16 protein-coding genes are annotated in these 24319 nt (G+C 74.3%); 14 read left to right on the forward strand and 2 right to left on the reverse strand.

Annotated elements, in window-relative coordinates; genetic code table 11:
- Position 1: 1 nt before the first annotated feature.
- Positions 2–1111, forward strand: a complete 1110-nt coding sequence (locus tag ACFYNX_RS12605; RefSeq protein WP_388660739.1) for an SRPBCC family protein — start codon at positions 2–4, stop codon at positions 1109–1111.
- 75 nt (positions 1112–1186) lie between these two features.
- Here the strand turns inward: ACFYNX_RS12605 and ACFYNX_RS12610 are convergent, their stop codons facing one another.
- On the reverse strand, positions 1187–2404 hold the full coding sequence (locus ACFYNX_RS12610) for a S8 family serine peptidase (protein ID WP_388660742.1): 1218 nt from the start codon (positions 2402–2404) through the stop codon (positions 1187–1189).
- A gap of 331 nt (positions 2405–2735) precedes the next feature.
- Positions 2736–5009, reverse strand: a complete 2274-nt coding sequence (locus tag ACFYNX_RS12615) for a catalase (protein ID WP_388660745.1) — start codon at positions 5007–5009, stop codon at positions 2736–2738.
- A 670-nt stretch (positions 5010–5679) separates the two neighbouring features.
- Between ACFYNX_RS12615 and ACFYNX_RS12620 the strand changes: the two genes are divergently transcribed.
- From ACFYNX_RS12620 to ACFYNX_RS12680, 13 genes are all read left to right on the forward strand, one after another.
- Positions 5680–7725: an ABC transporter ATP-binding protein gene (locus tag ACFYNX_RS12620; RefSeq protein ID WP_388660748.1), complete on the forward strand. Its 2046-nt coding sequence runs from the start codon at positions 5680–5682 to the stop codon at positions 7723–7725.
- Positions 7726–7817: 92 nt separating this feature from the next.
- The gene (locus tag ACFYNX_RS12625; RefSeq protein ID WP_388660751.1) at positions 7818–8828 is read left to right on the forward strand and encodes a sporulation protein; all 1011 of its coding nucleotides are present in this window, start codon (positions 7818–7820) and stop codon (positions 8826–8828) included.
- 184 nt (positions 8829–9012) lie between these two features.
- Positions 9013–9588, forward strand: coding sequence for a TerD family protein (locus tag ACFYNX_RS12630; RefSeq protein WP_365543470.1), 576 nt, complete (start codon positions 9013–9015; stop codon positions 9586–9588).
- A 52-nt stretch (positions 9589–9640) separates the two neighbouring features.
- On the forward strand, positions 9641–9934 hold the full coding sequence (tatA, locus tag ACFYNX_RS12635) for a Sec-independent protein translocase subunit TatA (RefSeq protein ID WP_388660754.1): 294 nt from the start codon (positions 9641–9643) through the stop codon (positions 9932–9934).
- A gap of 103 nt (positions 9935–10037) precedes the next feature.
- Positions 10038–10304: a GlsB/YeaQ/YmgE family stress response membrane protein gene (locus ACFYNX_RS12640; RefSeq protein ID WP_365543464.1), complete on the forward strand. Its 267-nt coding sequence runs from the start codon at positions 10038–10040 to the stop codon at positions 10302–10304.
- Between the two features lie 182 nt (positions 10305–10486).
- A complete protein-coding gene (locus ACFYNX_RS12645; protein ID WP_031128743.1) occupies positions 10487–10657 on the forward strand; it encodes a thiazolylpeptide-type bacteriocin in 171 nt (56 codons plus the stop codon).
- Positions 10658–11123: 466 nt separating this feature from the next.
- Positions 11124–13034, forward strand: a complete 1911-nt coding sequence (locus tag ACFYNX_RS12650; RefSeq protein WP_388660758.1) for a BTAD domain-containing putative transcriptional regulator — start codon at positions 11124–11126, stop codon at positions 13032–13034.
- Between the two features lie 140 nt (positions 13035–13174).
- Positions 13175–15469: a TOMM precursor leader peptide-binding protein gene (locus ACFYNX_RS12655; protein ID WP_388660761.1), complete on the forward strand. Its 2295-nt coding sequence runs from the start codon at positions 13175–13177 to the stop codon at positions 15467–15469.
- Entirely contained in the window at positions 15459–17411 is a 1953-nt protein-coding gene (locus ACFYNX_RS12660; RefSeq protein ID WP_388660764.1) for a TOMM precursor leader peptide-binding protein, read from the forward strand. The genes ACFYNX_RS12655 and ACFYNX_RS12660 overlap by 11 nt, the downstream gene beginning before the upstream one ends.
- A 75-nt stretch (positions 17412–17486) precedes the next feature.
- Positions 17487–19178, forward strand: coding sequence for a nitroreductase family protein (locus ACFYNX_RS12665; RefSeq protein WP_388660767.1), 1692 nt, complete (start codon positions 17487–17489; stop codon positions 19176–19178).
- 19 nt (positions 19179–19197) lie between these two features.
- Positions 19198–22062 (forward strand): lantibiotic dehydratase, encoded by a 2865-nt coding sequence (locus ACFYNX_RS12670; protein ID WP_388660770.1) that lies wholly within the window; start codon positions 19198–19200, stop codon positions 22060–22062.
- Entirely contained in the window at positions 22050–23183 is a 1134-nt protein-coding gene (locus ACFYNX_RS12675) for a lantibiotic dehydratase C-terminal domain-containing protein (protein ID WP_388660772.1), read from the forward strand. Before ACFYNX_RS12670 ends, ACFYNX_RS12675 begins: the two co-directional genes overlap by 13 nt.
- A 71-nt stretch (positions 23184–23254) precedes the next feature.
- The gene (locus ACFYNX_RS12680) at positions 23255–24319 is read left to right on the forward strand and encodes a metalloprotease (protein ID WP_388661541.1); all 1065 of its coding nucleotides are present in this window, start codon (positions 23255–23257) and stop codon (positions 24317–24319) included.

Consider the following 24319-nt stretch of genomic DNA (forward strand, 5'->3'; position numbering starts at 1 on the left):
CATGGCATCCGAAAACGGCAGCTCCGCCAAGGAGTCGGGGTCCGGCTTCGACCGGCTGCTCGGTGAACTCGGCGGCTACCTCTCCGCCCAGACCGGCCAACTGGCCGAGAAGGCCACGGACAAGCTCGGGGACGTCACCGGACAGCTCCAGGACGTGGCCGACAACGGCGGCAGCATCGCGGACATCGGCGGACGCATGCTCCAGGGGGACTCCCCCGTCAAGGCGATGGTGGGCCACTCCATCGGCGGCCTGAAGGACAAGGTCACCGATGCCGCGTCGAACCTGTTCGGCGGCGGTAAGGGCAAACGCAAGAGCGGGACCCAGAAGATCACCAGCATCGTCGAGACGGTCGACGTGGGCGCTCCGCTCCGGAGGGTGTACGACCACTGGTCCCAGTACGAGGACTTCAGCGGCTTCACGAAGGGCGTCCGCAACGTCTCCCAGGGCGACGAGACCACCAGTGACTGGAAGGTCAAGGTGGGTCCTTCCACCCGCAGTTGGAAGGCCACCGTGCAGGAGCAGGTGCCGGACGACCACATCATCTGGACCTCGGAGGGAGCCAAGGGGTCGACCCGGGGCTGCGTCAGCTTCCACGAGCTGGGCCCGTCGCTCACCCGGGTCCTGGTCACCGTCGAGTACTACCCCTCCGGCTTCTTCGAGAAGACGGGCAACGTCTGGCGCGCCCAGGGCCGCCGGCTCCGGCTCGACCTGAAGCACTTCCGCCGGCACGTCACCCTCACCGACGACGAGCCGGAGGGCTGGCGCGGCGAGATCCGCGACGGCGAGGTGGTCCGCACGCACGAGGAGGCCCTGGAAGAGGAGGAGAAGGAGGAACAGGAAGGAGAGGAGCAAGAAGGAGAACAGGAGGAGGCGGACGGCTTCGACGAGGAGGAGCGGGAGGGGGAGCCCGAGGAGGAGGAGCGGGAGGGGGAGCCCGAGGAGGAGTACGAGGAGGACGGGGAGTACGGCCCCGAGGACGAAGAGGGCGAGGAAGGCGAGGGGGAGTACGAGGACGAGGACCTCGGACCCGACGAGGAGTACGACGAGGACGAGGAGGACCAGGGCGAGGACGACTACGAGACCGCCGGCCGGGGGCGGCGCGGGCGCTGACCCCGCCCCGTACGCGAACGGGCCCGCCGCGCCCTCGTAGGAGGGGCGCGGCGGGCCGTCGTCGGGCGGTTCGGACTACTCCACGATCTTCAGGAGCTTGTTGGCGGTGCCGGGAGAGGCGTTGCCGATCTTGTCGGCGGTCGCGCCGCCGGTCAGCGCCTCGGCGACCTGGGCCGGGGTGGCGTCGGGGTGGCCGGCGAGGTAGACGGCGGCCGCGCCGACGACGTGCGGGGTGGCCATGGACGTACCGGAGATGGTCTTGGTTCCGGTGTCGCTGTCGTTCCAGGCGGAGGTGATGTCCGAGCCGGGGGCGTAGATGTCCACGACGGAGCCGAAGTTGGAGAAGCTGGACTGCTGGTCGTCCTTGGTGGAGGAGGCGACGGTGATCGCCTCGGGCACACGGGACGGGGAGCCCTGGCCGGCGTCGGAGGACTCGTTGCCGGCGGCCACGCCGAAGGTGACGCCGGAGGCTATGGCCTTCTTGACCGCTTCGTCGAGGGCCGGGTCGGCGCTGCCGCCGAGGCTCATGTTGGCGACGGACGGGCCCTTGTGGTTCTGGGTGACCCAGTCGATGCCGGCGATGACCTGCTCGGTGGTGCCGGAGCCGTTGTCGTCGAGGACGCGGACGGCCACGATCTTCGCCTTCTTGGCGACGCCGTGGGTGGTTCCGGCGATGGTGCCGGCGACGTGGGTGCCGTGGCCGTTGCCGTCCTGGGCGGTGTCGTCGTTGTCGACGGCGTCGAAGCCGTCGGAGGCGCGGCCGCCGAAGTCGCCGTGGCTGACGCGGACGCCGGTGTCGATGACGTACGCGGTGACGCCCTCGCCCGCGGCGTCGGGATAGGTGTACTTCTGGTCGCCGGCGGTGTCCGCCTGGTCGACCCGGTCCAGGCCCCAGGAAGGCGGGTTCTCCTGGGTCTCGTTGATGGTGAAGGTGCGGTTCTGGACGACCTTCGCGACGGCCGGGTCGGCGGCGAGTCGCTTGGCCTCGGTCTCGGTGAGGTTGTTGACGGAGAATCCGTTGACCTGGGAGTCGTAGCTGCGGCGCAGGGTGCCGCCGTACTCCTTCGCCAGCTCGGTCTTGCCGGCCTTGTCGGCCTTGTCGCCGAGCAGCACGACGTAGCTGCCCGCCACGGCGTTCTCCGCGCCGAGGCCGTAGACGGTCCCTTCGGCGGGGGCGGGGGCGGGGGCGGCGCCGGCGAACGGTCCGACGGCGACGGTCACTCCGGCCGCCGCGGCGATCGCGGTCGCGACGGCGACGATCCTGAACTTGCGGGCACGCTTGTGAGTTGCCATGAAGGAAGGCTCTCCTCGTCAGGATTTGTGGGGGGTTGGGCCTCCGGAAGGAAACTCTCCGGCGGCTCGCTCGAAACCCTGACCGATTGACGAGTGCAAATCAACGGGCCTTCACAGAGCTATGACTTTCTCAACAAGGTTTCTTAAAAAGTGAAGGGACAAGTCACCCCAACTCGCCCTCTCGTCTCAGAACTTGAGGTGCGGCGGGGAGGGCGGGCGTCGTGGTCCGGGCGCCTGCGGGTCGCATCGCGGGGCCGAGGAAACCGCGAAAACGGGTGTGTCCGCCGTACTTTCGTACGGCGGACACACCCGTGGTGCGGACGAGGAGGGGTCAGAGCGCCGGCGGGAAGCGGTCCCAGACGCGGTGCTTGGCCAGGAGCGGGGTCAGCCCCGACAGGACCGCCTCACCGCTGTCGGCGAGGACCACGCCGGGCGCGTCGGCGGGGACGGAGGAGGCGTTGAGGACGGACTCCGCGCCCGCCCAGCCGCCGATGGCCTTGGCGTGCCGGAACGCCTCGGAGAGGAGGAGCGCCAGGCGCGGGTCGACGGGCGCCGCGCCCTGACCCGGCTCGCCCGCCTTGGCGTCACGGGCCCCCTGGGCGTCGGCTCCCGGGGCGGGGGCGCCGGCGACGACGAGGGCGTCGAACTCGATCGAGCGCGCGGTGGCGAAGGTGCGCTGGACGGTGATCGGGTCGTCGGCGCCGCCGATCGTCCCGCCCGCGGGCGCGATCACCAGCGGGACCATGCCCGCGTCGAGGACCGCCTGGCGCAGGGTCCGCACGCCGTCGACGTCGGCGGAACCGTCGGAGACGATGCCGATGACCCGCCCGTCGGCGGGCCACTCCCCGCCGATCTGCGAGAGCGCGGGGCTCGGCCGGGCGTCCGGCGCCGGCTCGGTGGCCGTCGGGACGGACATGCCGAGGCCGGTGGCGACCTGGGTGCACAGCTCGGTGTCGATGTTGGCGAGCGCCTGGAGCTGGCGCTCCTTGATGGCGTTGTCCCAGCACTTGCCGAGCTCGAAGGTGTAGGCGGCGACGATGTGCTCGCGCTCGACCGGGGTCATGCTCAGCCAGAAGAGGCGCACCTGGCTGAAGTGGTCGGCGAAGGAGGCGGGCGCCTCGCGGACCTTGCGCGCGGCCGGCAGTTCCACGGGCACCTCGACGAAGGCGCCGGTGTCCGCGCCCGCGAAGAACGGGCAGCCGCCGTCCAGCGAGTTCGGCTTGTAGGGCGCGACGCCGGTGTGCACGGCCTGCTGGTGGAAGCCGTCGCGGAGCATGTCGTTGACGGGGGCGTGCGGCCGGTTGATCGGGATCTGGTTGAAGTTGGGCCCGGCCAGACGGGTGATCTGGGTGTCCAGGTAGGAGAAGAGGCGTCCGGCGAGCAGCGGGTCGTCGGTGACGTCGATGCCGGGGACCAGGTGGCCGACGTGGAAGGCGACCTGCTCGGTCTCGGCGAAGTAGTTGGACGGGTTGCGGTCGAGGGTGAGCAGGCCGATCGGCCGGACCGGGGCGAGCTCCTCGGGGACGATCTTCGTCGCGTCGAGCAGGTCGATGCCCTCGAAGGTCTGGTCGGGCGTGTCGGGGAAGGTCTGGATGCCCAGCTCCCACTGCGGGTACGCGCCCGCCTCGATGGCGTCGGCGAGGTCCCGGCGGTGGAAGTCGGGGTCCACTCCGCCCGCGATCTGCGCCTCCTCCCAGACCTGGGAGTGCACGCCCAGCTTGGGCTTCCAGTGGAACTTCACCAGCGTCGTGGCGCCCTCGGCGTTGACCAGGCGGAAGGTGTGGACGCCGAAGCCCTCCATCGTCCGGTAGGAGCGGGGGATGCCCCGGTCGGACATGTTCCACATGGTGTGGTGCTGGGCCTCGGTGTGGAGCGACACGAAGTCCCAGAAGGTGTCGTGGGCGCTCTGCGCCTGGGGGATCTCCCGATCCGGGTGGGGCTTGCCCGCGTGGATGACGTCGGGGAACTTGATGGCGTCCTGGATGAAGAAGACCGGGATGTTGTTCCCGACCAGGTCGAAGACGCCCTCCTCGGTGTAGAACTTCGTCGCGAAGCCGCGGGTGTCGCGGACCGTGTCGGCCGAGCCGCGCGAGCCGAGCACGGTCGAGAACCGGACGAAGACCGGGGTCTCGGCGTCGGCGGCGAGGAAGGCCGCCTTCGTCACGCCCGCCGCCGTGCCGTACGACTGGAAGACGCCGTGCGCGCCGGCGCCGCGGGCGTGGACCACCCGCTCCGGGATCCGCTCGTGGTCGAAGTGCATGATCTTCTCGCGCAGGTGGTGGTCCTGGAGCAGGACCGGCCCGCGCGGGCCCGCCTTGAGCGAGTGGTCGGTGTCGTACAGGCGGGTGCCCTGGGCGGTGGTCAGGTACGAGCCGCTCTGGGCGACCCGCGCCTGGTCCGCGCCGGTCGGCTGGCCGGTGGGGCTGACCGTCTCCGGACCGGTCTGGTCCGGCTTCGGCGGCAGCGGCCCGCGCGGCTCGGTGGGCTCTTCCACCGGGACCGGCTCCGGGGAAGGGGCCCCGGGGACGCCCTCTGCGGGGCCGTTCTCCCGGAAGGGCTCGGTCAGCTTCTCGACGGCCGCTTTGAGGGGGTTCTCGGGGGACATCGTCTCTCCGTGGTCGGGGGCAGGGGACTCCGTAGTCATGACCGGTGATCGGGGCGCCGTAACGGATGCGCCGCCGATCTCCGTCCAACGGCACAGCGCCGGCCGCGCCGGCGTACCGGCGGGCCGCCACGGGGCGGCCCCTCCGGTGCGCCGGGCGCGGACGGGCCCGTCGGGTGGGAGCGGTGGTCCCGGTGCCGTCACCCCGGGAAGGGGGCCGGGGTGACGGTCCGTACCGGGGGTCACTCGCTCACCGGCCGCCTGCCCCTTGGATCACGACCCACACCTGCTTTCCCGGTCCTGTACTCGAAGTTCTTCGGCGGAGACATTCGTCTTTCGGCCATGTGGACGGTGCGGCGCGCCCCCGCGCCGCAGGGATCGGTGTACCCGGCACGAACACTCATTCGCCCGCCCGCACGGTTCGCACCGCGTCCGAAACACATGTGTTCGACACGCCCGGAGGCCTCGTTGAACTCCACGACACTCCGCTCCATCCCACCTCCTCACCTCCGGAGGCCGCCTTGCGTCCCGTACCGATCCCCCTCGTCGCCGCCCCCGCTCCCCCGTTCCTCCTGCCCACCGCCGTGCGGCCCCCGGCCGCCGCGCCGCACGCCCGCCGCATCCCCCGCGCTTCCACCTCCACCTCACCGCGTCCGGAGCGGAGGGGGGCGGCATGAGTCACGGCAACGGCGCTCCGGAGGCGACGGCGGCGGGAAGCACCTCGGCCTCCGAACAACTCCTCTTCGGCGGCGAGCTCACCTACGACTACGGGTGGGGCGCCCACAACGGGGCCTGGCTCGGGCTCAGCCTCCGCTCCATGGCCGCCTCGCTGCCCCGGCAGGTCGCGGTCGCCGTCCGCCTCGCCCGCCGGGCGGACCCGCGGGCGCTCACCACCGTCGCCGTCGGCGAGGCCGCCCGCGGCGTCACCCAGGCCGTCTCGCTGATCGCGGTCAACGCCCTGCTCGTCGAGCTCCTCGCCCCCGGCGACATCACCGGCCGGCTGCGGGCGGCGCTCCCGGCGCTCGCGCTGGTCGCCGTCCTCTCGGTCCTCGGATCGGCCTGCAAGTCGGCGTCGACCGCCGCGACCGGAGTCCTGGAGCCGAAGGTCCAGCGGGCGGCGACCGAGCGCTACCTCGGCCTGGTGGCCGGGGTGGAGCTGGAGGCGATCGAGGACGACGCCTTCCACAAGCTGATGGACTCCGCCCAGTGGGGCGCCGAGTCGGCCCGGCGGATGGTCGTCCACTGCACCGCCGTCGTCACCTCCGTGATCTCCCTGGTCGCCGCGGCCGGCGTCCTGACCGTGCTGCACCCCGCCCTGCTCCCGCTGCTGGTCTGCATGGCGCTGCCGAGCGCCTGGGGGTCGCTGACCATGGCCCGTCACCGGTACGTCAGTTGGCACCGCTTCGTGCAGCACGTGCGGGCCGGCCAGCTCATCAGCCGGCTCCTGATCGACCAGCAGGCGGCGGCCGAGGTCCGCGTCCACGGCGTGGCGCCGTTCCTCCTGAAGCACTTCCGGCAGATGGCGGAGACCAGCGAGCGGGAGCAGACCCGGCTCGCCTGGATCGGCGCCCGCACGGGTCTGTTCTCGGACTCGGCGCGCGGGATCGCGACGGTCGCCACCTACGGCGTCCTCGGGCTGCTGCTGTGGACCGGGCGGATGGACCTCGCCGTGGCCGGTACGGCGGTCCTGGCGATCCGCACCGGATCCGCCAGCATCACCGACCTCGTCCTGCGCGTCACCGAGGTCCAGGAGGAGGCCCTGTTCGTCGCCGATCTGGAGACCCTGTGCGAGGAGGCCGTGCGGCGCGCCATCCCCACGGGCGGGCGCGACCTGCCCGAGCGGTTCGACGAGATCCGGTTCGAGAAGGTGACCTTCACCTATCCCGGCGCGGGCGAGCCGTCCCTACACGAGGTGGACCTCGTCATTCCCCGGGGCCGGACGGTCGCCCTCGTCGGCCGCAACGGCAGCGGCAAGTCCACCCTGGTCCGGCTGCTGAGCGGGGCCCGGCTCCCCGACACCGGCCGGGTCCTCTGGGGAGGCGTGGACACGGCCGAGGCCGACCGGGCACAGGTCTTCGACCGCGTCGCGATGGTCGCCCAGGACTTCTACCGCTGGCCCTTCACCGCACGGGTCAACGTCGGCATCGGCCGTCCCGGCACCGCGATGGACGACACCGCGATCGGGGCCGCTGCCGGATGCGCGGGGGCGGACGAGGTCGTCGCGGGCCTCCCGCGCGGCCTGGACACCCTGCTCGCCCGCGGCTACAAGGGCGGGCAGGAGATCTCCGGCGGCCAGTGGCAGAAGATCGGGCTCGCCCGCGCCCGGTACCGCGACGGGACCGTCCTGATCGTGGACGAGCCCACGAGCGCGCTCGACCCGGCCGCCGAGCAACGGGTCTTCGACCAGATCCACCGGCTCGCCGGCACCGGACAGACCACGGTCCTGATCACCCACCGCCTCCACAGCGTGCGCCACGCCGACCTGATCTACGTCCTCGACGAGGGGCGGGTCGTCGAACAGGGCACCTTCGAACGGCTCATGGACCCCGCCACGAGTACGGGAGCGTTCCGGACGGCGTACGAACTCCAGGCCCGCCAGTTCACGTCCCCGCCGGTACCGGCGCAGGCCGGTCCGGCGCAGCCCGGTCCGGGGGCGGGCGTTCCGGGCGGCTCTCCCGCGCCTCTCGGCCCGCTCGACGAAGGGCAGGCGCAGTCGTGATCACCCCCTATGCTTCTACACGCATGTAGATGATCAGGCGTCACGGCCTCAAGGGCCGTGACGCGCAAGCGACATGAAGGGGTGAACGCCCGATGGTGTTCAAGCGTCTGCTCGGTTCGCTCGGCGTAGGGGGTCCCTCGGTGGACACCGTGCTCGACCCGGGGGCGGTGGAGCCGGGCGGGGTCCTCGCCGGACAGGTCCACCTCCGGGGAGGCGAAGCCGACTTCGCCGTCGAGCACATCACCCTGGAGCTCGTGGCCCGCGTGGAGGCCGAGCACGACGACGGGGAGTCGGAGGGCGCGGTCGCCTTCCACCGGCACGTCGTCGGCGGGGGCTTCCGCCTCGCGGAGCACGAGGGGCGCAGCGTGCCCTTCTCCTTCGCGCTGCCGTGGGAGACGCCGATCACCGAGCTGTACGGGCAGGGCCTGGGCATCGTCCTCGGGGTGCGCACCGAGCTCGGGGTCACCGGCGCGCGGGACAAGGGCGACCTGGATCCGCTCGCCGTCCGCCCCCTGCCCGTCCAGGAGGCGATCCTGGAGGCCTTCGGCCAGTTGGGCTTCGGCTTCAAGTCGGCCGACCTGGAACTGGGCCGCGTCGACGGCACCGGTCAGCGACTGCCCTTCTACCAGGAGATCGAGCTCACCCCGGCCCCGAGGTACGCGGACCGGGTCAACGAGGTCGAGCTGACGTTCCTGGCCGGTCCGGCCGGTCTGGAGGTCGTCCTGGAGGCCGACAAGCGCGGCGGCCTCCTCTCCGAGGGGCGCGACGCGCTCGCCCGTTTCACCGTGGACCACCACGACGTCAAGCGGATCGACTGGAACGCCCGGGTCGGGGAGTGGATCGACCGTCTCGTCGACCGCTACGCCCCGCACCCCTTCCCGGGTCCGTACGGCGACCACGCTCACAGCCATGGCCATGGCCATGGGGACGGGGACGGGCACCGGTCGGGGTCCGGCGTGGGCACCGCGGTGGCGGTCGGTGCGGCCGGACTCGCCGTCGGCGTGGTCGGCGGCATGGTCGCCGCCGAAGTCGTCGACGAGGTGGGCGACTTCTTCGAGGGCGACGACGAGGACGAGGCAGAGGACGGGGGTGACGAGGGGTAGCCCTCCACCGCCGCCGTCGGTTCGTCGCGCCGGCTTCCCACGGGCCGGCTTCCCGCAGGCCGGCTTCCCGCAGGCCGACGCACGGACGCATACCGTAATTTTCTACACTGCTGTAGATTTCTCGACACTGGTACTCGATCATCCGGGACCGGGCCCCGCCCGGTCCCGTACGAAGGGATGCGGCATGGGTGTGAGTCTGGCCAAGGGCGGCAACGTCTCGCTGAGCAAGGAGGCTCCGGGGCTGACCGCGGTCGTGGTCGGTCTGGGCTGGGACGTCCGGACGACCACCGGCGCCGACTACGACCTGGACGCCAGCGCGCTGCTCCTGAACGAGGCCGGCAAGGTCGTCTCCGACCGGCACTTCGTCTTCTACAACAACCTCACCAGCCCGGACGGTTCGGTCGAGCACACCGGCGACAACCTCACGGGCGAGGGCGACGGCGACGACGAGAGCATCAAGGTCGGCCTGTCCGCCGTCCCCGCCGGGATCCAGAGGATCGTCTTCCCCGTCTCCATCCACGACGCCGCGAACCGCGGCCAGAGCTTCGGCCAGGTCCGCAACGCCTTCATCCGGGTCGTGAACCAGGCCGACGGCGCCGAACTCGCCCGCTACGACCTCTCCGAGGACGCCGCCACCGAGACGGCCATGGTCTTCGGCGAGCTCTACCGGCACGGCGCCGAGTGGAAGTTCCGCGCGGTGGGCCAGGGGTACGCCTCCGGCCTCGCCGGCATCGCGGCCGACTTCGGCGTGAACGTCTGACCTCCGACCGCCCGCGCTCATCCCCGCCTCCCACCAAGAGGACACGGACACCATGTTCGGCATCAGCGAAATAGCCATCCTGCTCGTCGTCGTCATCCTGCTCCTCGGCGCCAAGAAGCTTCCCGAGCTGGCCCGTTCGCTGGGCAAGTCGGCCAGGATCCTCAAGAGCGAGACCGCCGCGATGAAGGCCGAGCCGGCGCCGTCCGCGACCGGGGGGCCGTCCGCGACCGAGGGGCCGACCGTGCTCACGGGGATCGTCCACCCGGCCCCGCGCGACACCGCCCGTCCCCCGGCGGGCCCGGCAGGTCCGGCGAACCCCTCCGGCCCCGACGCGCCCCGCGCCTGAGCCGGCCCCGTACAGCCCGCACGACCCCGCGCACGGACACCACCCCTCCGGGGCCCGTCCACCGGACAGGCCCCGGACGCCGCACGGAAGGCAGCCTCCACCCATGGGCATCATCAGTTGGATCGTCCTCGGACTCCTGGCCGGAGCCATCGCCAAGATCCTCCTGCCCGGCCGCGACCCGGGCGGGATCATCGGCACCACCCTCATCGGCATCGCCGGCGCCTTCCTCGGCGGCTGGCTCTCCGCCCGGTTCCTCGACCGGCCGGTGGAGAACCAGTTCTTCGACCTCGCCACCTGGGGCGCCGCCATCGCGGGGTCGTTCGTCCTCCTGGTCGCGTACCGCATCCTGTTCGGCAACTCCCGCGACTGACGCGACCGGCACCGACGACGTGCCGACACCGACGACGTGCGGACGGCGGCGCGTCAGCGAACCGTCAGCGGTGTGCCAGCGGAAGGCGTGCCCAGCGGTGAGCGGAGGGCGGTGGAATGGTTCCGTACCGGTACCCACGAGGTCACCGGACCGGCGATCCGCCTGACTCATCGGGAGGCACCATGAACAAGGACCTGAGCACCCTCGCGGACGAGATCCTCGAGCTCGAGGCCGAGACCTTCGAGATCTCGGACTACTCGGACGCCAGCGAGGTCGTACTGGCCGGCTGCACCAGCACCAGCTCCACCTCGACCTCCAGCTCCACCTGCAGCACCACCTCCTGCTCCGCCTGACCCCGGGTCGGCTCGCAGCGTCCACCGGCCCGCGGCCGGCGCGGACCCCGCCCGGTCGGTGCCCCTCTCCACGAAGAGGGGCACCGACCGGGCGTTCCGCATGCCTCCGCACCCGCCCCTCCGGGACCCGCGTGAACACCTCCGCAACGCCCGGAGAACTCCGTACGGATGTCAAATCCCCTTTGGGGAGGGCGAGTTCGTCCGGAAGTCGTCGAGGGCGCCCCCACCAGTGGCGCTGCCGCCGCGTGTCCCGCCCCGGCCTCCCTCCGCGCTCCTCCGGCATTTCACCGACCCCCTTGACCGTGCGATCTACGCAGGTAGACACTCACCACTGCCACACGGCCGAACCACGCGTGAAGACGGCTTCACAGGTGCTCCTTCCTGCCCGCGGCCGTCGGACACGTCTCCCGGAAGCGCCGTGGCGGCCAGGTCCGGCAGGGGTTCAACCGTCAACGGAGGGAACTCGGTGCGTTTCCAGTTGCTCGGTCCGCTCAGCATCACCGACGGGCGTGACGTGGTGGTCCTCCCACCGGCCAAACCGACCTCGCTCCTCGCGGCCCTCCTCGTCCGCCCCGGCGAAGTGGTCCCCACGTCCCGTCTCCGGCAGGCCGTCTGGGGCGAGGAGCAGCCGGCGACGGCGAAGGCCGCCCTCCAGAGCTGCGTCCTGCGGCTGCGCCGCCTCTTCGCCAAGTACGGCATAGAGGACCATGCCGTGGCCGCGGTCGCGGGCGGTTACCTCCTCCCCGCCGACGGCGACACCCTCGACCTGCTGCACTTCCGCCGTCTGACCGCCGAGGCCGAAGGGGCCGGAGAGGCCGAACTCCCCCTGCTGCGCAGGGCCCTGGACCTGTGGCGGGGGCCGCTCCTCACCAACGTCCCCTCCGAGCTCCTGCACCGCGACGAGGTGCCCCGGCTGGTCGAGGAGCGGTTACGGGTCCTGGAACGCGTCTGCGAGATCCAGCTCGCCCGGGGCCGATGTCGCGACGTCCTGGTGGACCTGTGGGAGGCCACCCGGGCCCGCCCCCAGCACGAGGGGCTCGTCGCCCAACTGATGCGGGCGCTCTACCGGGTGGGACGGCAGAACGAGGCACTGGCCGAGTACCGGAGGATCAGGGCGCACCTCCGGGACGAACTCGGCGTCGACCCCGGTACGGAACTGCAAGAACTGGAACTGGCCATCCTGCGCGGCGACGAACCCCGGGGGCCCGTCTCGGACACCGTGACCCTCACGCCCGCGTCACCCGCACCCGCACCCACGTCACCCGCGTCGCTCGCACCCGCTCTCCCGTTACCCGCGCCGCTCGCGTCCCACGGCTCGCCCGACGGCCCGGAGGACGCACCGGCCGGACCCCGCTCCGCCGAGGGCGGCCGTCCGGGGCCGCGCCTGCCCCACGTCCCCGGTTTCACCGGCCGCACCCGGGAGACCGCCGCCCTGGTGAGCCACCTCGGCGAGGGCGGACGGAGCGGCTCCGCCCCGGTGCTCGCGGTGGTCTCGGGCGGTCCGGGCATGGGCAAGACCGCGCTGGCCCTGCACGCCGCGCACCTGGTGGCCGACCGGTATCCGGCGGGCGCCGTCCTGCTCCCGCTGAGCGCGCCCGACGGCACGCCCCGGCCCGCCGACGAGGCCGCCGCGGAGCTGCGCTCGCTCCTCCCCTCCGGCGCCGCCCCCGCCTCCTCCCTGGTGATCCTCGACGACGCCGTGCACCCGGACCAGGTCCGGCGGTTCCTCGACGCGACCGGCTGCGGCGCCGTCGTCGTCACCAGCCGCATGGGCCTGGCCGCCCTGGTCGCCACGCACGGGCCCGCGGTGCTCCAGCTCGGCGCCCTGCCGCCGCAGGAGTCCCGCGCGCTCCTGACCGCCGTCCTGGGGCAGGAGCGGGTGGCGGCCGAGAGCGGCGCCGTGCACACCCTCACGGAGGCCTGCGGGCACGTGCCGCTGGCCCTGCGGATCGTCGCGGCCCGGCTGCTCACCCGGCCGAGGATGCGCCTGGCCGACCACGCCGCGTGGCTGCTGCGGGACCTGCCCGCCCGGCTCGCGCTGCCCGACGACCCCCGGATGTCCGTGCCGCTCGCCCTCGACGGGGCCCTGCGCCGGCTGCCCGCCCCGCTCGCCGACGCGCACCTGCGGCTGGCGCGCCTCGAAGGGCGGATCACCGCGCCGGACGCGGCCGGAGCCCTCTCCCTCCCCGAGGCGGACGCCGAGGAGGTGCTCGAACGGCTCCTCGACACCGGGCTCGTCGAGGAGGACCGGCCCGGGACCCTCCGCATGAACCCGCTGTTCCGCGCCCACGCGCTGCACCGCTCCACCCGTACGGGCGGCGCCCCGCAGCCCCTCGCCGCCGCGGTCCGGCACGCGCTGCCGTCCGGCGCCACCTGACGCCCGGCACGCCCCTCCCCTTTCACGCTCCGCTCCCGCCACGGGGAACGGCCGACCGGCCCGTGCTCCCCGACCCCGTACGTCCCGCCTTTCAGTTCCGCGCGGCCCACGAGGCCCCGACCCGGAGGTGCGTTCCCCGCATGCCCACGACGCCGTACGAGGAGACCGCCGGCACCCGGCCCAGGGTGCGCCGCGACGTGCTGTTCACCCAGACGCCCAAGGGCGTGATCTTCCACAACGCCGACGGCGGCTTCCAGGTCGGCTCCCCGTCCGCCTACCGCTTCGCCACCCTCCTCGTCCCCCACCTGGACGGCAGCCGGACCGTGGCCGAGATCTGCGAGGGCTTCAAGGAGCCGCAGAAGGCGATGGTGGGCAGCCTGGTGAAGGCCCTGTACGCCCGTGGCTTCGCCCGGCCCGTACCGGACCCGGCCGAGGGGGACGCGTCCGTGGAACCGGCGGTCGCCGCCCGTTTCGCGCAGCAGATCGCGTACGTCGACCACTACGCGGACGGTGCCGAGGGCCGGTTCGCCGCCTTCCGGAGCACCCGGGTCGCCGTGCTCGGCGACGGCCCGGTCGCCCGCTGGTGCGCCCTCTCCCTGATCCGCAACGGCTGCGCCTCCGTCGGCGTCGAGGCCGCCCTGGCCGAAGGGCCCGCCACGGCGACGGAGTTCGGCGCGCTCCGGGCGGAGGCGGAGGAGCTCACCGCCGGGGGCAGTCCGGCGGAGGTAACCGTGCTGCCGGACGCCGGTTCCGGCGGGGCGGGCGGCTGGGACGCGTACGCGGGGTACGACGTGGTGGTGGCCGCCGCCGGGCGCGACGCGTTCGGGACCTCGCTCGCCCTCCTCGACCGGGGCGTTCCGGAGGGCCGTCTCCTGCTCCCCGCCTGGACCTTCGGCGGGCGGGTGGTGGTCGGACCGGCCGGCACGCCGGACGCCGAGGGCTGTGTGGCCTGCGCGGCCCTGCGGCTCGGCGCGACGGGGGACGCGGCGGTGGCGGCCGACCTGTGGAGCGGACTCGCCCTGAACAGGCCGGGATCCCCCGGGAGTTCCGGGACCACACCGCGCGGCCCGCTCGCCGCGATGCTCGGGAACCTGCTCGGGTACGAGGTGTTCCGGCTGGTCACGGAGGCGCTGCCGGCCGAGACGCGGGGGCAGGTGCTGCTCCAGGACACGGCCTCCTTCGACGTGCTGGCGGAGCGGCTGCTGCCCCATCCGCGCTGTCCGTTCTGCCGGACGCCGGCCGCTCCCGCCGAGCCCGTCGACCTCGCGGAGGCCGCCGGGCGGCCGGTCTTCCGGCCGGTGGTCGCCGCCGCTCCCGAGGACGGCGCGACCGAGGGGCCGCTGGCGGACCTCGACCGGCGTTCGCTCGCGGTCCGGCCGTCCGTCGGGGTCTTCACCCGGTACGCGGACGAGCCGGTGACCCAGACCCCGCTGAAGGTCGGCGCCGTGGAGGTCGGCCTCGGCGCGGCCGGGACGCGGACCGTCGTCGCCTTCGACGTCCAGCACACGGCGGGCGCCCGGCTGCGCGCCCTCGACGCCGCCGCCGTGGTGTACGCCGAACACGTCGTGCCCGCCGTTCCCGCCGCCTCCGCTCCGGGGTCCGGCTCCCCGGCCGGCCACGAGGAGGCGCCCCACCGGGTGGACCCGGACGCGCTGACCACCGCCACCGGGGCCGGGGGCGATCCGGTGGCCTCCTGGGTCCTGGCCACGTCGCTCCTGACCAAGGAACCGGTCCGGGTGCCGGCCGGCGCCGTCCGTCCCTTCGGCCCGGACAACCAGGACCGCCGCTTCGAGCCGTCCCGCGCCGGGGCGGGCGCGGGCGCCGGTCTGCCGGACGCGGCGGCGGCCGGCCTGCTGTCCGCGCTCGCCCACGACGCGCTGCGGCGGTCCGTACGGGGAGCGGGGCGTACGGCGGTGATCCCCCCGGCCGTGTTCGACGAGGCCCCCGAGACCCGCTTCCTGCTGCGTTCCGCCGGGCACCTGGGCCTGGACGTCGAACTCCTCGGCCTCGGGGAGGAGGAGCGCACGGGGGTGGCCGTCGTCCTCGCCAGGACCCGGCCGACAGGGCGGAAGGAAGGTGGGGAACCGGGCCGCTGGGCCGTCGGTGCCGCCCTGGACCGGGCCGACGCGGCCACCGACGCCCTGCGCGACCTGCTCGGCGCGGCCCAGCTCGCCGCGGAGGGGGTGCTCGGCGCGAAGGACGGGCCCGACACCGGCGACCCGCTCCTCGCGGACCTCGACGCGGCCCTGGTCCCGGTGACGGCCGACGCCCCCGCACCCGCGCTCTCCGCCGTGACCTGGGCGGACGTGCTGGAACGCCTCGCCGACGCCGGACGGGACGCCCTCGTCGTGCCCACGCACGCCGCCGACCTGCCCGCCGCCGGCGTCCACACCGTCCGGGTCCTGCTCACCAGGGCGGCCGGCGATGACCGCTGACCTCGTCGAGGCCCCGGCCGACGGGGCCGGGGAAGCCCGGCGCGAGGCGTGCCGCGCCTTCGCCGAGGACCTCCGCCGCGCCCTGGCGGAGCTGCCGTCCGCGCCCGGCCGCCCGGTCCCGGACGTCGCGGTCTCGGCGCTGGGCGTACGGGACGCCTTCCGGGTGGGGCGTGAGGACACCGCCCCGCGCTCCGCGCTCCCCGTCCACCTGTACGGCGGGCACGTCCTGGTCGGTCCCCGGCCCGTGGCGGACCGGCCCGGCTGCGGCGTCTGTCTGGAGCGCCGCTGGCAGGGCGTGCGGTCGGTGGGCCTGCGGGAAGGGCTCGAACTGCGCGGCGGCACCCAGGAGGCGGGGCCGTGGCCCCACCGGACGCCGTTCGCCGCGCGGGCGGTCGCCGCCCTGGTCGCCGGGCTCGCCGCCGCTCCCCCGGACGCCCGGGGCCCCTTCCCGGACGTGTGGCTCGTGGACCTGGAGCGGCTGACCGTGCGGCACCATCCGCTGGTGCCGGAGCCGGACTGCCCCGACTGCGGCGTCCCGGAGCCGGTGGCGGCGGAGTCGGCCGCCCTCGTCCTGCGGCCCGCGCCCCCGTACCGGCCGGGCGCCGGGCGGGTGCGGCCGGTGGAGGCGTACGGCCTGCCGGTGGACGCGTTCGCCAACCCGCACTGGGGCGCGGTGGGTCCGTCGGTGGTGTGCGACGTGACCTCGCCGACCACCTCGGCCACCGTCGGCTGCTTCTCCAGCCGGTCCGGGGAGTACCTGCGGGAGACGTTCTGGGGCGGTCACGCCGACACGTACCGCGCCAGCACCCTGATCGGCGTCCTGGAAGGTCTGGAGCGGTTCGCGGGGATGCGGGCCCGGGGCCGCGCCGTCACCCTGACCGCGTCCCTGGACGAGCTGGGGCCGACCGCCGTCGACCCCCGGGAGACCGGCCTCTACGCGGAGGAGTTCCACCGGGCCAACCCGTGGGTGCCGCCGTTCGCCCCGGACCGCCCCGTCCCGTGGGTGTGGGGCTGGTCGCTGCGGGACGGGATCCCCCGTGCCGTGCCCGAGGTGCTCGCGTACTACCACAAGCCGGGGATCGAGCACCGGTTCGTCCAGGAGAGCTCCAACGGCTGCTCCTCCGGGGGAAGCCTGGAGGAGGCCGTGCTCGGCGGCCTGATGGAGGTCCTGGAGCGGGACGCCTTCCTGCTGGCCTGGCACGGCAGGCAGCCGCTCCCCGAGATCGACCCGGCGACCAGCGCCGATCCGCGCACCCGGGTCATGGTGGACCGGATGGCCCTGTACGGGTACCGGGCCAGGTTCTTCGACACCCGGATCACCTTCCCGGTGCCCGTGGTGACGGGCGTGGCCGAGCGGTTCGACGGGGGTCCGGCCCGGATGTGCTTCGGTGCCGGGGCGTCCCTCGACCCGGAGGCGGCGCTCGCCGCGGCCCTGTGCGAGATCGCCACCGACTCGGTGCAGCTCCTCCAGCGGTTCGAGCGGAACGAGGCCGGATACCGGGCCATGGCCGAGGACTTCACGAGGATCACCGGTCTGCACGACCATCCGCTGGTGTACGCGGTGCCGGAGATGGGCCGCCACGCCGACTTCCTGCTCCGTCGGCCCTCGCCCCCGGCGCCGGTGGCCGTGGCCGATCTGCGCCCGCCCGGGTTCGGGGCGATCGGCGCGGACGTGCGGGACGACCTGCTCGTGGCGGTGGAGGCGGTGACGTCCGCCGGATTCGACGTGGTCGTCGTCGACCAGACCGCGCCCGAGCAGCGCGCCCTGGGGCTGCACACCGTGAAGGTGCTCGTGCCCGGTCTGCTGCCGCTCGACTTCGGCTGGACGCGGCAGCGCGCCCGGCACATGCCCCGCACGCGGACCGCGCTGCGCGAGGCGGGGCTGCGGCCGGACGACCTGACCGGGGCCGGCCTCAACCCCGGCCCGCACCCCTTCCCGTGACGCCCCGCCGGGCAAGGCCATCCGACCGGGCGAGCACGCCCGACGCCCGGGGAGACCGGGAGAAAGGGGGATCCCGTGGGGTACGCCCATGAGTACGCGCACGCCGTCCTGCACCGCGGCCGCGTTCCGATGGAGCCCACCGACCACGTCGTGAACTGGGCGGACGGTCCGCGCCGGGGCAAGTACTACCCGCGCGCGGAGGCGTTCGCGCTGCCGGAGACCGAGGACCTCCCGGACGTGCCGATCGCGCCCGGTCTGCTGCCCGGCGCCGCCGGCGGCCCCGTGCCCGAGCCCCGCGCCGGGTTCGGCCTCCCGCTCCTGTCGGCGATGCTGAAGGACTCGTACGGGCTGACCGGCCGCCGTCTCGGGGTCCAGGCCAACACCGATCTGGCCGGGCTGCCGTACTACCACCACGCCAACTGGTCGCGCGGCACGGCCGGCGGCGGCGGGCTCTACCCGGTGAGCGTCCACTGGGCGTCCGGCCCCTCCGGCCCCCTCACCCCGGGCCTCCACCACTACGACGTCCAGCGGCACGCCCTGCAACGGCTGCTGACCGGCGACGTCACGGGCCGGGTCCGCGAGGCGCTGGGGCCGGACGCGCCCGACGGGGCCCTCGACACCGACCAGTACCTGATCCTCGGCGTCAAGTACTGGCAGAACTCCTTCAAGTACAACAGCTTCTGCTTCCACGTGGTCTGCACCGACCTCGGCACCCTCGCGCAGACCTGGCGGATCTGGGCGGCCGCCCGGGGGCTGCGGCTCGCGCCCGCGCTGTGGTTCGACGAGCCCGCCCTGAACGGGCTGCTCGGGGTGGAGGGCGAGGAGGAGGCGGTGTTCGCGGTGGTGCCGCTGCGCTGGGACGGGGCGGGGTCCGGGCGAGGGGGACCGGAGACCGCCCGCCCCGGGACCGCCCACCCGGGAGCCGCCCGCCCCGGAGCCGCCCTCCCGGAGGCCCCGCGCACGGACCCGGACCACCGCCCCGCCGTGCGGCACCGGGACGCCGAGCGCTCCCGTACCCTCCTCGACTTCCCCCAGGTGCGCGCGATGCACCGGGCGACCCTGGAGGGGGCCACCGCCCGGCCCGCCCCGGGCGCGCTGGCCGCCGCCGCGGCCCTCACGGACACGGCCGACGGGGACGTGCGCACACCCCTGCCCGCACCGGCCTTCCCCGGCACCGGCGTGCGCCGGGCCCTGCGGGAGCGCCGTTCCAGCTTCGGGCGGTTCGACGCGCGCCGGGAGGTGTCCGCCGGGCACCTGTCGTCGGTCCTGGCGGCCTGCGCCGGGACCCGGCTGGCCGGTGACGCCGATCCGGCCGGGGAGCACCGGCTCGCCCGGCTGTACGTCTTCGTCAACCACGTGGCGGGGATCGGGCCGGGCGCGTACGCGTACGACCCCGGCCGCGGCGACCTGCGCGCGGTCGTCACGGGGCCGCAGGGTCCGTTCCTCCAGGAGAACTACTTCCTGGCCAACTACAACCTGGAGCAGGCCGGGGCGGTCCTGGTGCCCACCGTGCGGACCACCGCCGTCCTGGACGCCGTGGGCGACCGGGGCTACCGGCTCGCCGTCGCCACCGCCGGGGCCGTCGCCCAGAGCTTCTATCTGGCGGCCTCGGCCCTGGGTCTGGGCGCGGGCGTGGCGCTGGGCTTCGACAACGTCTCGTACGCCGAGCGGCTCGGGCTCACGGACGGCGACGAGGCCCCGCTGCTCATCATGGCCCTCGGTCACGAACGGCCCGGGCCCGCCGACTTCCGCCACGAGATCGCCTGACGGCCTCGGAGGATTCCCCATGACACGCACAGAGTCCGGCGTCCCGGACGCCCGTGACACAGCCGAGGCCAGATGGGAGCCCGGCAGGCGCTTCGTGCTCCGCGTGGCCGGTCTTCCGGTCGAGACGGTCCACGGGCTGCGCTGCCCGGGCACGCGCCGCTGGGCCGACGCCGTACTGGACGAGGAGGAGCGCCTCGCCGCCGAGGGGGCGCTGCTCGGCGACCTCCTGCACGCCCTGGTCGGAGCGACCGCCGCGCCCGGGGACGGTGACGGGGACGCCGGAGTGCGCCGCGCGCTCCTCGACCTGCGGCGGCGGATCTTCAACAACCGGCTTCCGGCCGATCCGGACGCCGCCGTGCGCCTGGTGGCGGGGCTCGACCGGGAGGCCGGCGAGCGGACCGCGCGGTGGCTGCGGGGCCGGGCACGGCTCGCGGAGCTGACGGCCGAAGGGGCGGAGCTGCTCGACGGCGAACTCCGCGAGAGCCGGGGCGCGTTGCGCCGCGTGCTCGCCGAGGAGCGGTTGCGCCACGGCCTGCTGCTCGCCTCGCCCGCCCTCGACGCGCGCCTCGACGCCTATCTGCGCGACACGAGCCCGCGGCCGGGCAACCGCCTGCGCAAGATCGAGCGTTCCGCGCTCACCTACCTCTACCGCACGGCTTGCAAGACCAGCCCCTTCAGCACCTTCACCGGCGTCGGCCTCGCCTCCTTCGCGAGCGGTCCGGCGGAGGAGCCGGCTCACGACGCCGGTCTGCGCGTCGACGGGGAGTGGGTGAGCCGCGTGCGGCTCAACGTCGTCGTGCTGACCCGGCTGACCGAGCTGGTCACCGCCGATCCGGAGCGCCGCCGGGACCTGCCGGTGGTCCTCTCGCAGGGCTGGGAGCGGGACGCCGACCGCATCCGGTACGTGCGCCACGTGACGACGGCGGGCGACGACGGGGCCGCCGTCACCTTCGACGCGGTCCGCGACCGGCTGTTCTTCCTGCGCGGCAGCGGCACCCTGGACCGGCTCCTGGAGTGGCTCGGCGGCCGGGACGGGAAGGTGCGCCACCGCGATCTGGTGGACTGGCTGGACGGCGAGCACGGGGCGGGGCGCGCGGTGTGCGAGCGGTACGCCTCGGCCCTCCTGGACGTCGGCATGGTGCAGGTCCCGGTGCTCCGCACGGACGTGCACGACGGGGATCCTCTGCGCTCCTACCAGGACGCCCTGCGCTCCCTCGGCGCACCGTGGGCCGACCGGCTCGCGGACCTCCTGGACGGCCCGGCCGACTGCCTCGCCCGCTACCCGGGGGCGGGCGTCGACGAGCGGCGCGCCCTGCTGGGCACGCTGCGGAGCCGGCTCCAGGAGATCCAGGCGGAGTTGGGGGCCGCCGAGCCGTCCCTGCCGCAGACGCTGGTGTACGAGGACGTCAGCGCGGGCGACGGTCTGGTCTGCGGCGCCGGCGTGCTGGGCGGGGAGACCGGCCGGGCGCTGCGGGCCGTCGAGGGGGTGCTGCCGCTGTTCGACCTGACGCTCCCCCAGCGGATCGCCCTGCTCGGCTTCTTCGTCGCCCGGTACGGGCGCGGCGGCCGCTGCGACGACCTGCTCGGCCTGGTCCACGACTTCCACGAGGACTTCTTCGACCAGTACGTCTCCTTCACCTCCCGGCGGGTCCCCTTCGACGAGGACGGGACGTACCGGCCCGAGGAGAACTGGCTCGGGCAGGAGGAGATGCGGACCCTCGACCGGGCCCGCCGCCGCTTCCACGACGGCGTGCGTGCCCTGTGGGAGCGGGAGGCGGGACCGGGGACGGAGGAGGTCGAGCTGCCCGGCGGCCTGCTGGCGGAGACGGCCGGCGAACTCGCTCCGCTCACCGGGCACTTCGTCCCGCAGAGCCACCACCTCCAGCTCTCCCGGCCCGCCGGGGGCCGGCCGCTCGTCGTGCTCAACAAGTCGTACGGCGGCCTCGCCTTCCCCTTCAGCCGGTTCACCCACCTGTACGACGGGGCCGGGGCGGCGGGCCCCGGCCTCTCCGACGCCCTGCGCGGGGAGACGGCGGCCCGGCGGCCGGAGGGGGCGGTGTTCGCGGAGGTCACCGGCGGGCCGGTCAGCAGCAACCTGAACCTGCACGGGCGGCTGACCGACCACCGGATCGTCTGTCCGGGCGAGACCGGCACCGTGCCCGAGGAGGCCCGGATCCACCTCGACGACCTGTACGTCGAGCACGACGAGACGGCCGGGCGGCTGGTGCTCCGCTCCCGGCGCCTCGGCCGCGAGGTCGTGCCGGTCTACCTCGGCTACCTGGTGCCGATCGCGCTCCCCGACATCCCCCGCACCCTGCTCCTGCTCTCCCCGAGCACCATGGCCCCCTTCGACGTGTGGGCGGGGGTGCCGGAGGGCGCGGCCGTGGACGGGGTCACCCGCAGGCCCCGGATCCGGCACGGGGACGTGGTGGTCGGGCGGCGGAGCTGGACCGCGCCCGCGGAGGTCCTGCCGGTCCGCCGCCCGGGGTCGGGCGAGGAGGAGCACTACCTGGACTGGCAGCGGTGGCGGCGGTCCCACGGCCTGCCCGACCGCTGCTTCGCCACGGTCTCCCGGGCGGACCGGGGGCCGGTCGGGGCCAAGCCGGTCCACGTCGACTTCGACAGCCCGCTGTCCCTGGCCGCGTTCGACGCCCTGGTGGAGCGCGAGCCCGGTGTCCGGGTGGCGTTCCAGGAGATGCTGCCCGCCGAGGACGGGCTCCACGTCACCTCGGAGCGCGGCCGGCACGTGGCCGAACTCGCGGTGGAGACCTTCACCGCCCGCCGGGCCCCCGCACACCGTCGCACCCCGCGGCCCCGTCCCGTTCCGCAGTCCCGTCCCGTCCCGTCGTCCGGCCCGGAGGTCGCCCCGTCATGCCCGAACTGACCGAGCCCGCGGCCTTCCGCCCCGCCCCGGAGGGGGCCGCTCCTTCCCCCTGGCTGGCGCTGCACGTCTTCTACGCCGCCAACCCCCGCCCCCTCCTCGTCGACTGCGTCCGCCCGCTGGTCGACGGGCTCACCGAGGACGGCCTGCTGGCGGGGCACTTCTTCATCACCTACTGGCTGGAGGGGCCGCACGTGCGGCTGCGGCTCCGCCCGAGCGGTCCCGGCGCCGAGGCCGAGGTGCGCCGGCGCGCCGAGGAGGCGGTCCAGGGGTTCCTGACGTCCCGCCCCGCCCTCTACGAGGTCGACTCGGGCTTCCTCAAGGACTTCTACGACTCGCTCTTCGACATCGAGTTCCCGGGCGAGGACCGGGCCCGTTACACGGGCGCGGACGGGCGGATGAACCTGCGGCCGAACAACTCCTTCTCGTACGAGGCGTACGCCCCCGAGTACGCCAAGTACGGCGGCCCCGCCGGGGTGGAGCTCGCCGAGTGGCACTTCCGGCACTCCAGCGACCTGGTCCTGGAGGCGTACCGGAGCATGAACCTGCACCTGCGGACGGTGCTGCTCGGGACGTCCGCGCAGCTCATGATGGTGATGGCGAGCTGCTTCCTGCCCGAGGAGGAGCGGCTCGCGGACTACCTCGACTCCTACTACGCCTTCTGGCACCGGCTGTTCCCGGGGACCGGCTTCATCGGGTCCACCGAGTACGAGCGCACGTACGAGCGGACGGCGCCCTCCCTCGGGGCCCGGTTCGCGCGGATCCGGGAGGCCGTGGCGGGCGGCGGGACGGCCGGGCTGCCGGTGTTCCTGCGCCGCTGGGCCGAGCACTGCCTGGAGCTGCGGGAGCGGGTGGTGGACCTCACCCGGCGCGGTGACCTGGTCTTTCCCGCCTGGGAGGGGCCGGCCCGCGAGGACACCGGCCAGGAGCGCGCCGAGGACCCGGACGCGGCTCCCCTCGTGCCCGTCACGCACGTGCCCGCGGTGCTGCCCCGGCTCCTCTCCCCGTACATGCACATGACGAACAACCGGCTGCACGTGACGATCCGGGACGAGGCGTACCTGTCGTTCGTCCTGGGCAGGGTCCTGCGGGAGCCCGACCACGGGAAGCAGGACGTCTCTTGAGCGCCGTCGACCGGACGAGCAACGACCGCTCCGCGGCAGGCGGTTCGGCCGCGCGCGCCTACCGGCCCGCGATGCGGCCGGGCGTGCTGATCGGTCCGCCGGTGCTGCGCGGACCGCGGACCGTCCACCTCGTCAAGCACCCGGTGAGCGGCGCCGCGTTCGAGGTGGGGCCCAAGGAGCGCTTCGTCATGGGTCTGCTGGACGGCACGCGGGACGCGGACGACGTCGTGGCCGCGTACGCCGAGCGGTTCCGGCTCCGGCTCCCCGAGGCGCAGTGGACCCGGCTGCTCGGGCTGCTCGGGGCCCGGGGGCTGCTCGCCGGGGCGCCGGACCCGGCGCCGCCCGAGCCGCCGCCCGCCCGCACCGGCACCTTCTGGAAGGGCAGCCGGCGGACGGTCGCGGACGCCCACGCGACCGCCGGGCGGCTCCACCGGCTGCTGTCGCCGCTGCTGAACCCCTGGGTCCAGCTCCCCCTCGTGGTCGCGTACGCGGTGATGGCCGTCGCCGTCCTCGCGCGTCCGGCGGCCCTGCTCGACGGGCTGGCGGCCCTCCTCGCCCGCCCTTCGGTCCTGGTCCCGTTCGCCGTCCTGCTCTGGTTCAGCGTCTGCCTGCACGAGCTGGCGCACGGCGTCGCGGCCCGGCACTACGGCGGGGTGGTCACCGAGATCGGGCTGCGCTGGCGGTTCCCGGCGATGATGATGTACTGCACGGTCGACAACTACCCCTTCCTGCCGGGGCGTCGGGCGAAACTGGTGGTCGCGGCGGCCGGTGCCCACGTCAACCTGCTCCTCCTGCTGCCCGTCGGGCTCTGGTGGGCGCTCCTGGACGCGGCGGACCCGGCGCGGCCGCTGCTCACCGGGATGCTCTTCGCGGGGATCGTGCAGGCGCTGGGCAATCTGGTCCCGCTGCCGCCGCTCGACGGGTACCGGATCCTGAGCCACCTCCTGGGCACCACGCACCTCGCCCCGGAGACCCGTACCTATCTCGCCCTTCGCCGGCGCGGGCGGGGGGCGGTCGCCGCCTATCCGCCGCGCGCCCGCCGCCTCTACGCGTCCTACGCGGTCGCGTCGGCCGCCCTGGTGCTGCTCGCCGCCGGCGGCGTCTGCGCGGCCGTCGTCCTGCTGCTGTCGCGGTGA

This window comes from Streptomyces sp. NPDC007872 (genome assembly GCF_042868165.1).
Taxonomy (GTDB): domain Bacteria; phylum Actinomycetota; class Actinomycetes; order Streptomycetales; family Streptomycetaceae; genus Streptomyces.

Coding starts and splice junctions, on each gene's coding strand:
- ACFYNX_RS12640 (WP_365543464.1), top strand. CDS start 10,038: ATGGGCATCATCAGTTGGATCGTCCTCGGACTCCTGGCCGGAGCCATC.
- ACFYNX_RS12615 (WP_388660745.1), bottom strand. CDS start 5,009: ATGTCCCCCGAGAACCCCCTCAAAGCGGCCGTCGAGAAGCTGACCGAG.
- ACFYNX_RS12610 (WP_388660742.1), bottom strand. CDS start 2,404: ATGGCAACTCACAAGCGTGCCCGCAAGTTCAGGATCGTCGCCGTCGCG.
- ACFYNX_RS12675 (WP_388660772.1), top strand. CDS start 22,050: ATGCCCGAACTGACCGAGCCCGCGGCCTTCCGCCCCGCCCCGGAGGGG.
- ACFYNX_RS12655 (WP_388660761.1), top strand. CDS start 13,175: ATGCCCACGACGCCGTACGAGGAGACCGCCGGCACCCGGCCCAGGGTG.
- ACFYNX_RS12660 (WP_388660764.1), top strand. CDS start 15,459: ATGACCGCTGACCTCGTCGAGGCCCCGGCCGACGGGGCCGGGGAAGCC.
- ACFYNX_RS12645 (WP_031128743.1), top strand. CDS start 10,487: ATGAACAAGGACCTGAGCACCCTCGCGGACGAGATCCTCGAGCTCGAG.
- ACFYNX_RS12670 (WP_388660770.1), top strand. CDS start 19,198: ATGACACGCACAGAGTCCGGCGTCCCGGACGCCCGTGACACAGCCGAG.
- ACFYNX_RS12625 (WP_388660751.1), top strand. CDS start 7,818: ATGGTGTTCAAGCGTCTGCTCGGTTCGCTCGGCGTAGGGGGTCCCTCG.
- ACFYNX_RS12680 (WP_388661541.1), top strand. CDS start 23,255: ATGCGGCCGGGCGTGCTGATCGGTCCGCCGGTGCTGCGCGGACCGCGG.
- ACFYNX_RS12630 (WP_365543470.1), top strand. CDS start 9,013: ATGGGTGTGAGTCTGGCCAAGGGCGGCAACGTCTCGCTGAGCAAGGAG.
- tatA (WP_388660754.1), top strand. CDS start 9,641: ATGTTCGGCATCAGCGAAATAGCCATCCTGCTCGTCGTCGTCATCCTG.
- ACFYNX_RS12605 (WP_388660739.1), top strand. CDS start 2: ATGGCATCCGAAAACGGCAGCTCCGCCAAGGAGTCGGGGTCCGGCTTC.
- ACFYNX_RS12620 (WP_388660748.1), top strand. CDS start 5,680: ATGAGTCACGGCAACGGCGCTCCGGAGGCGACGGCGGCGGGAAGCACC.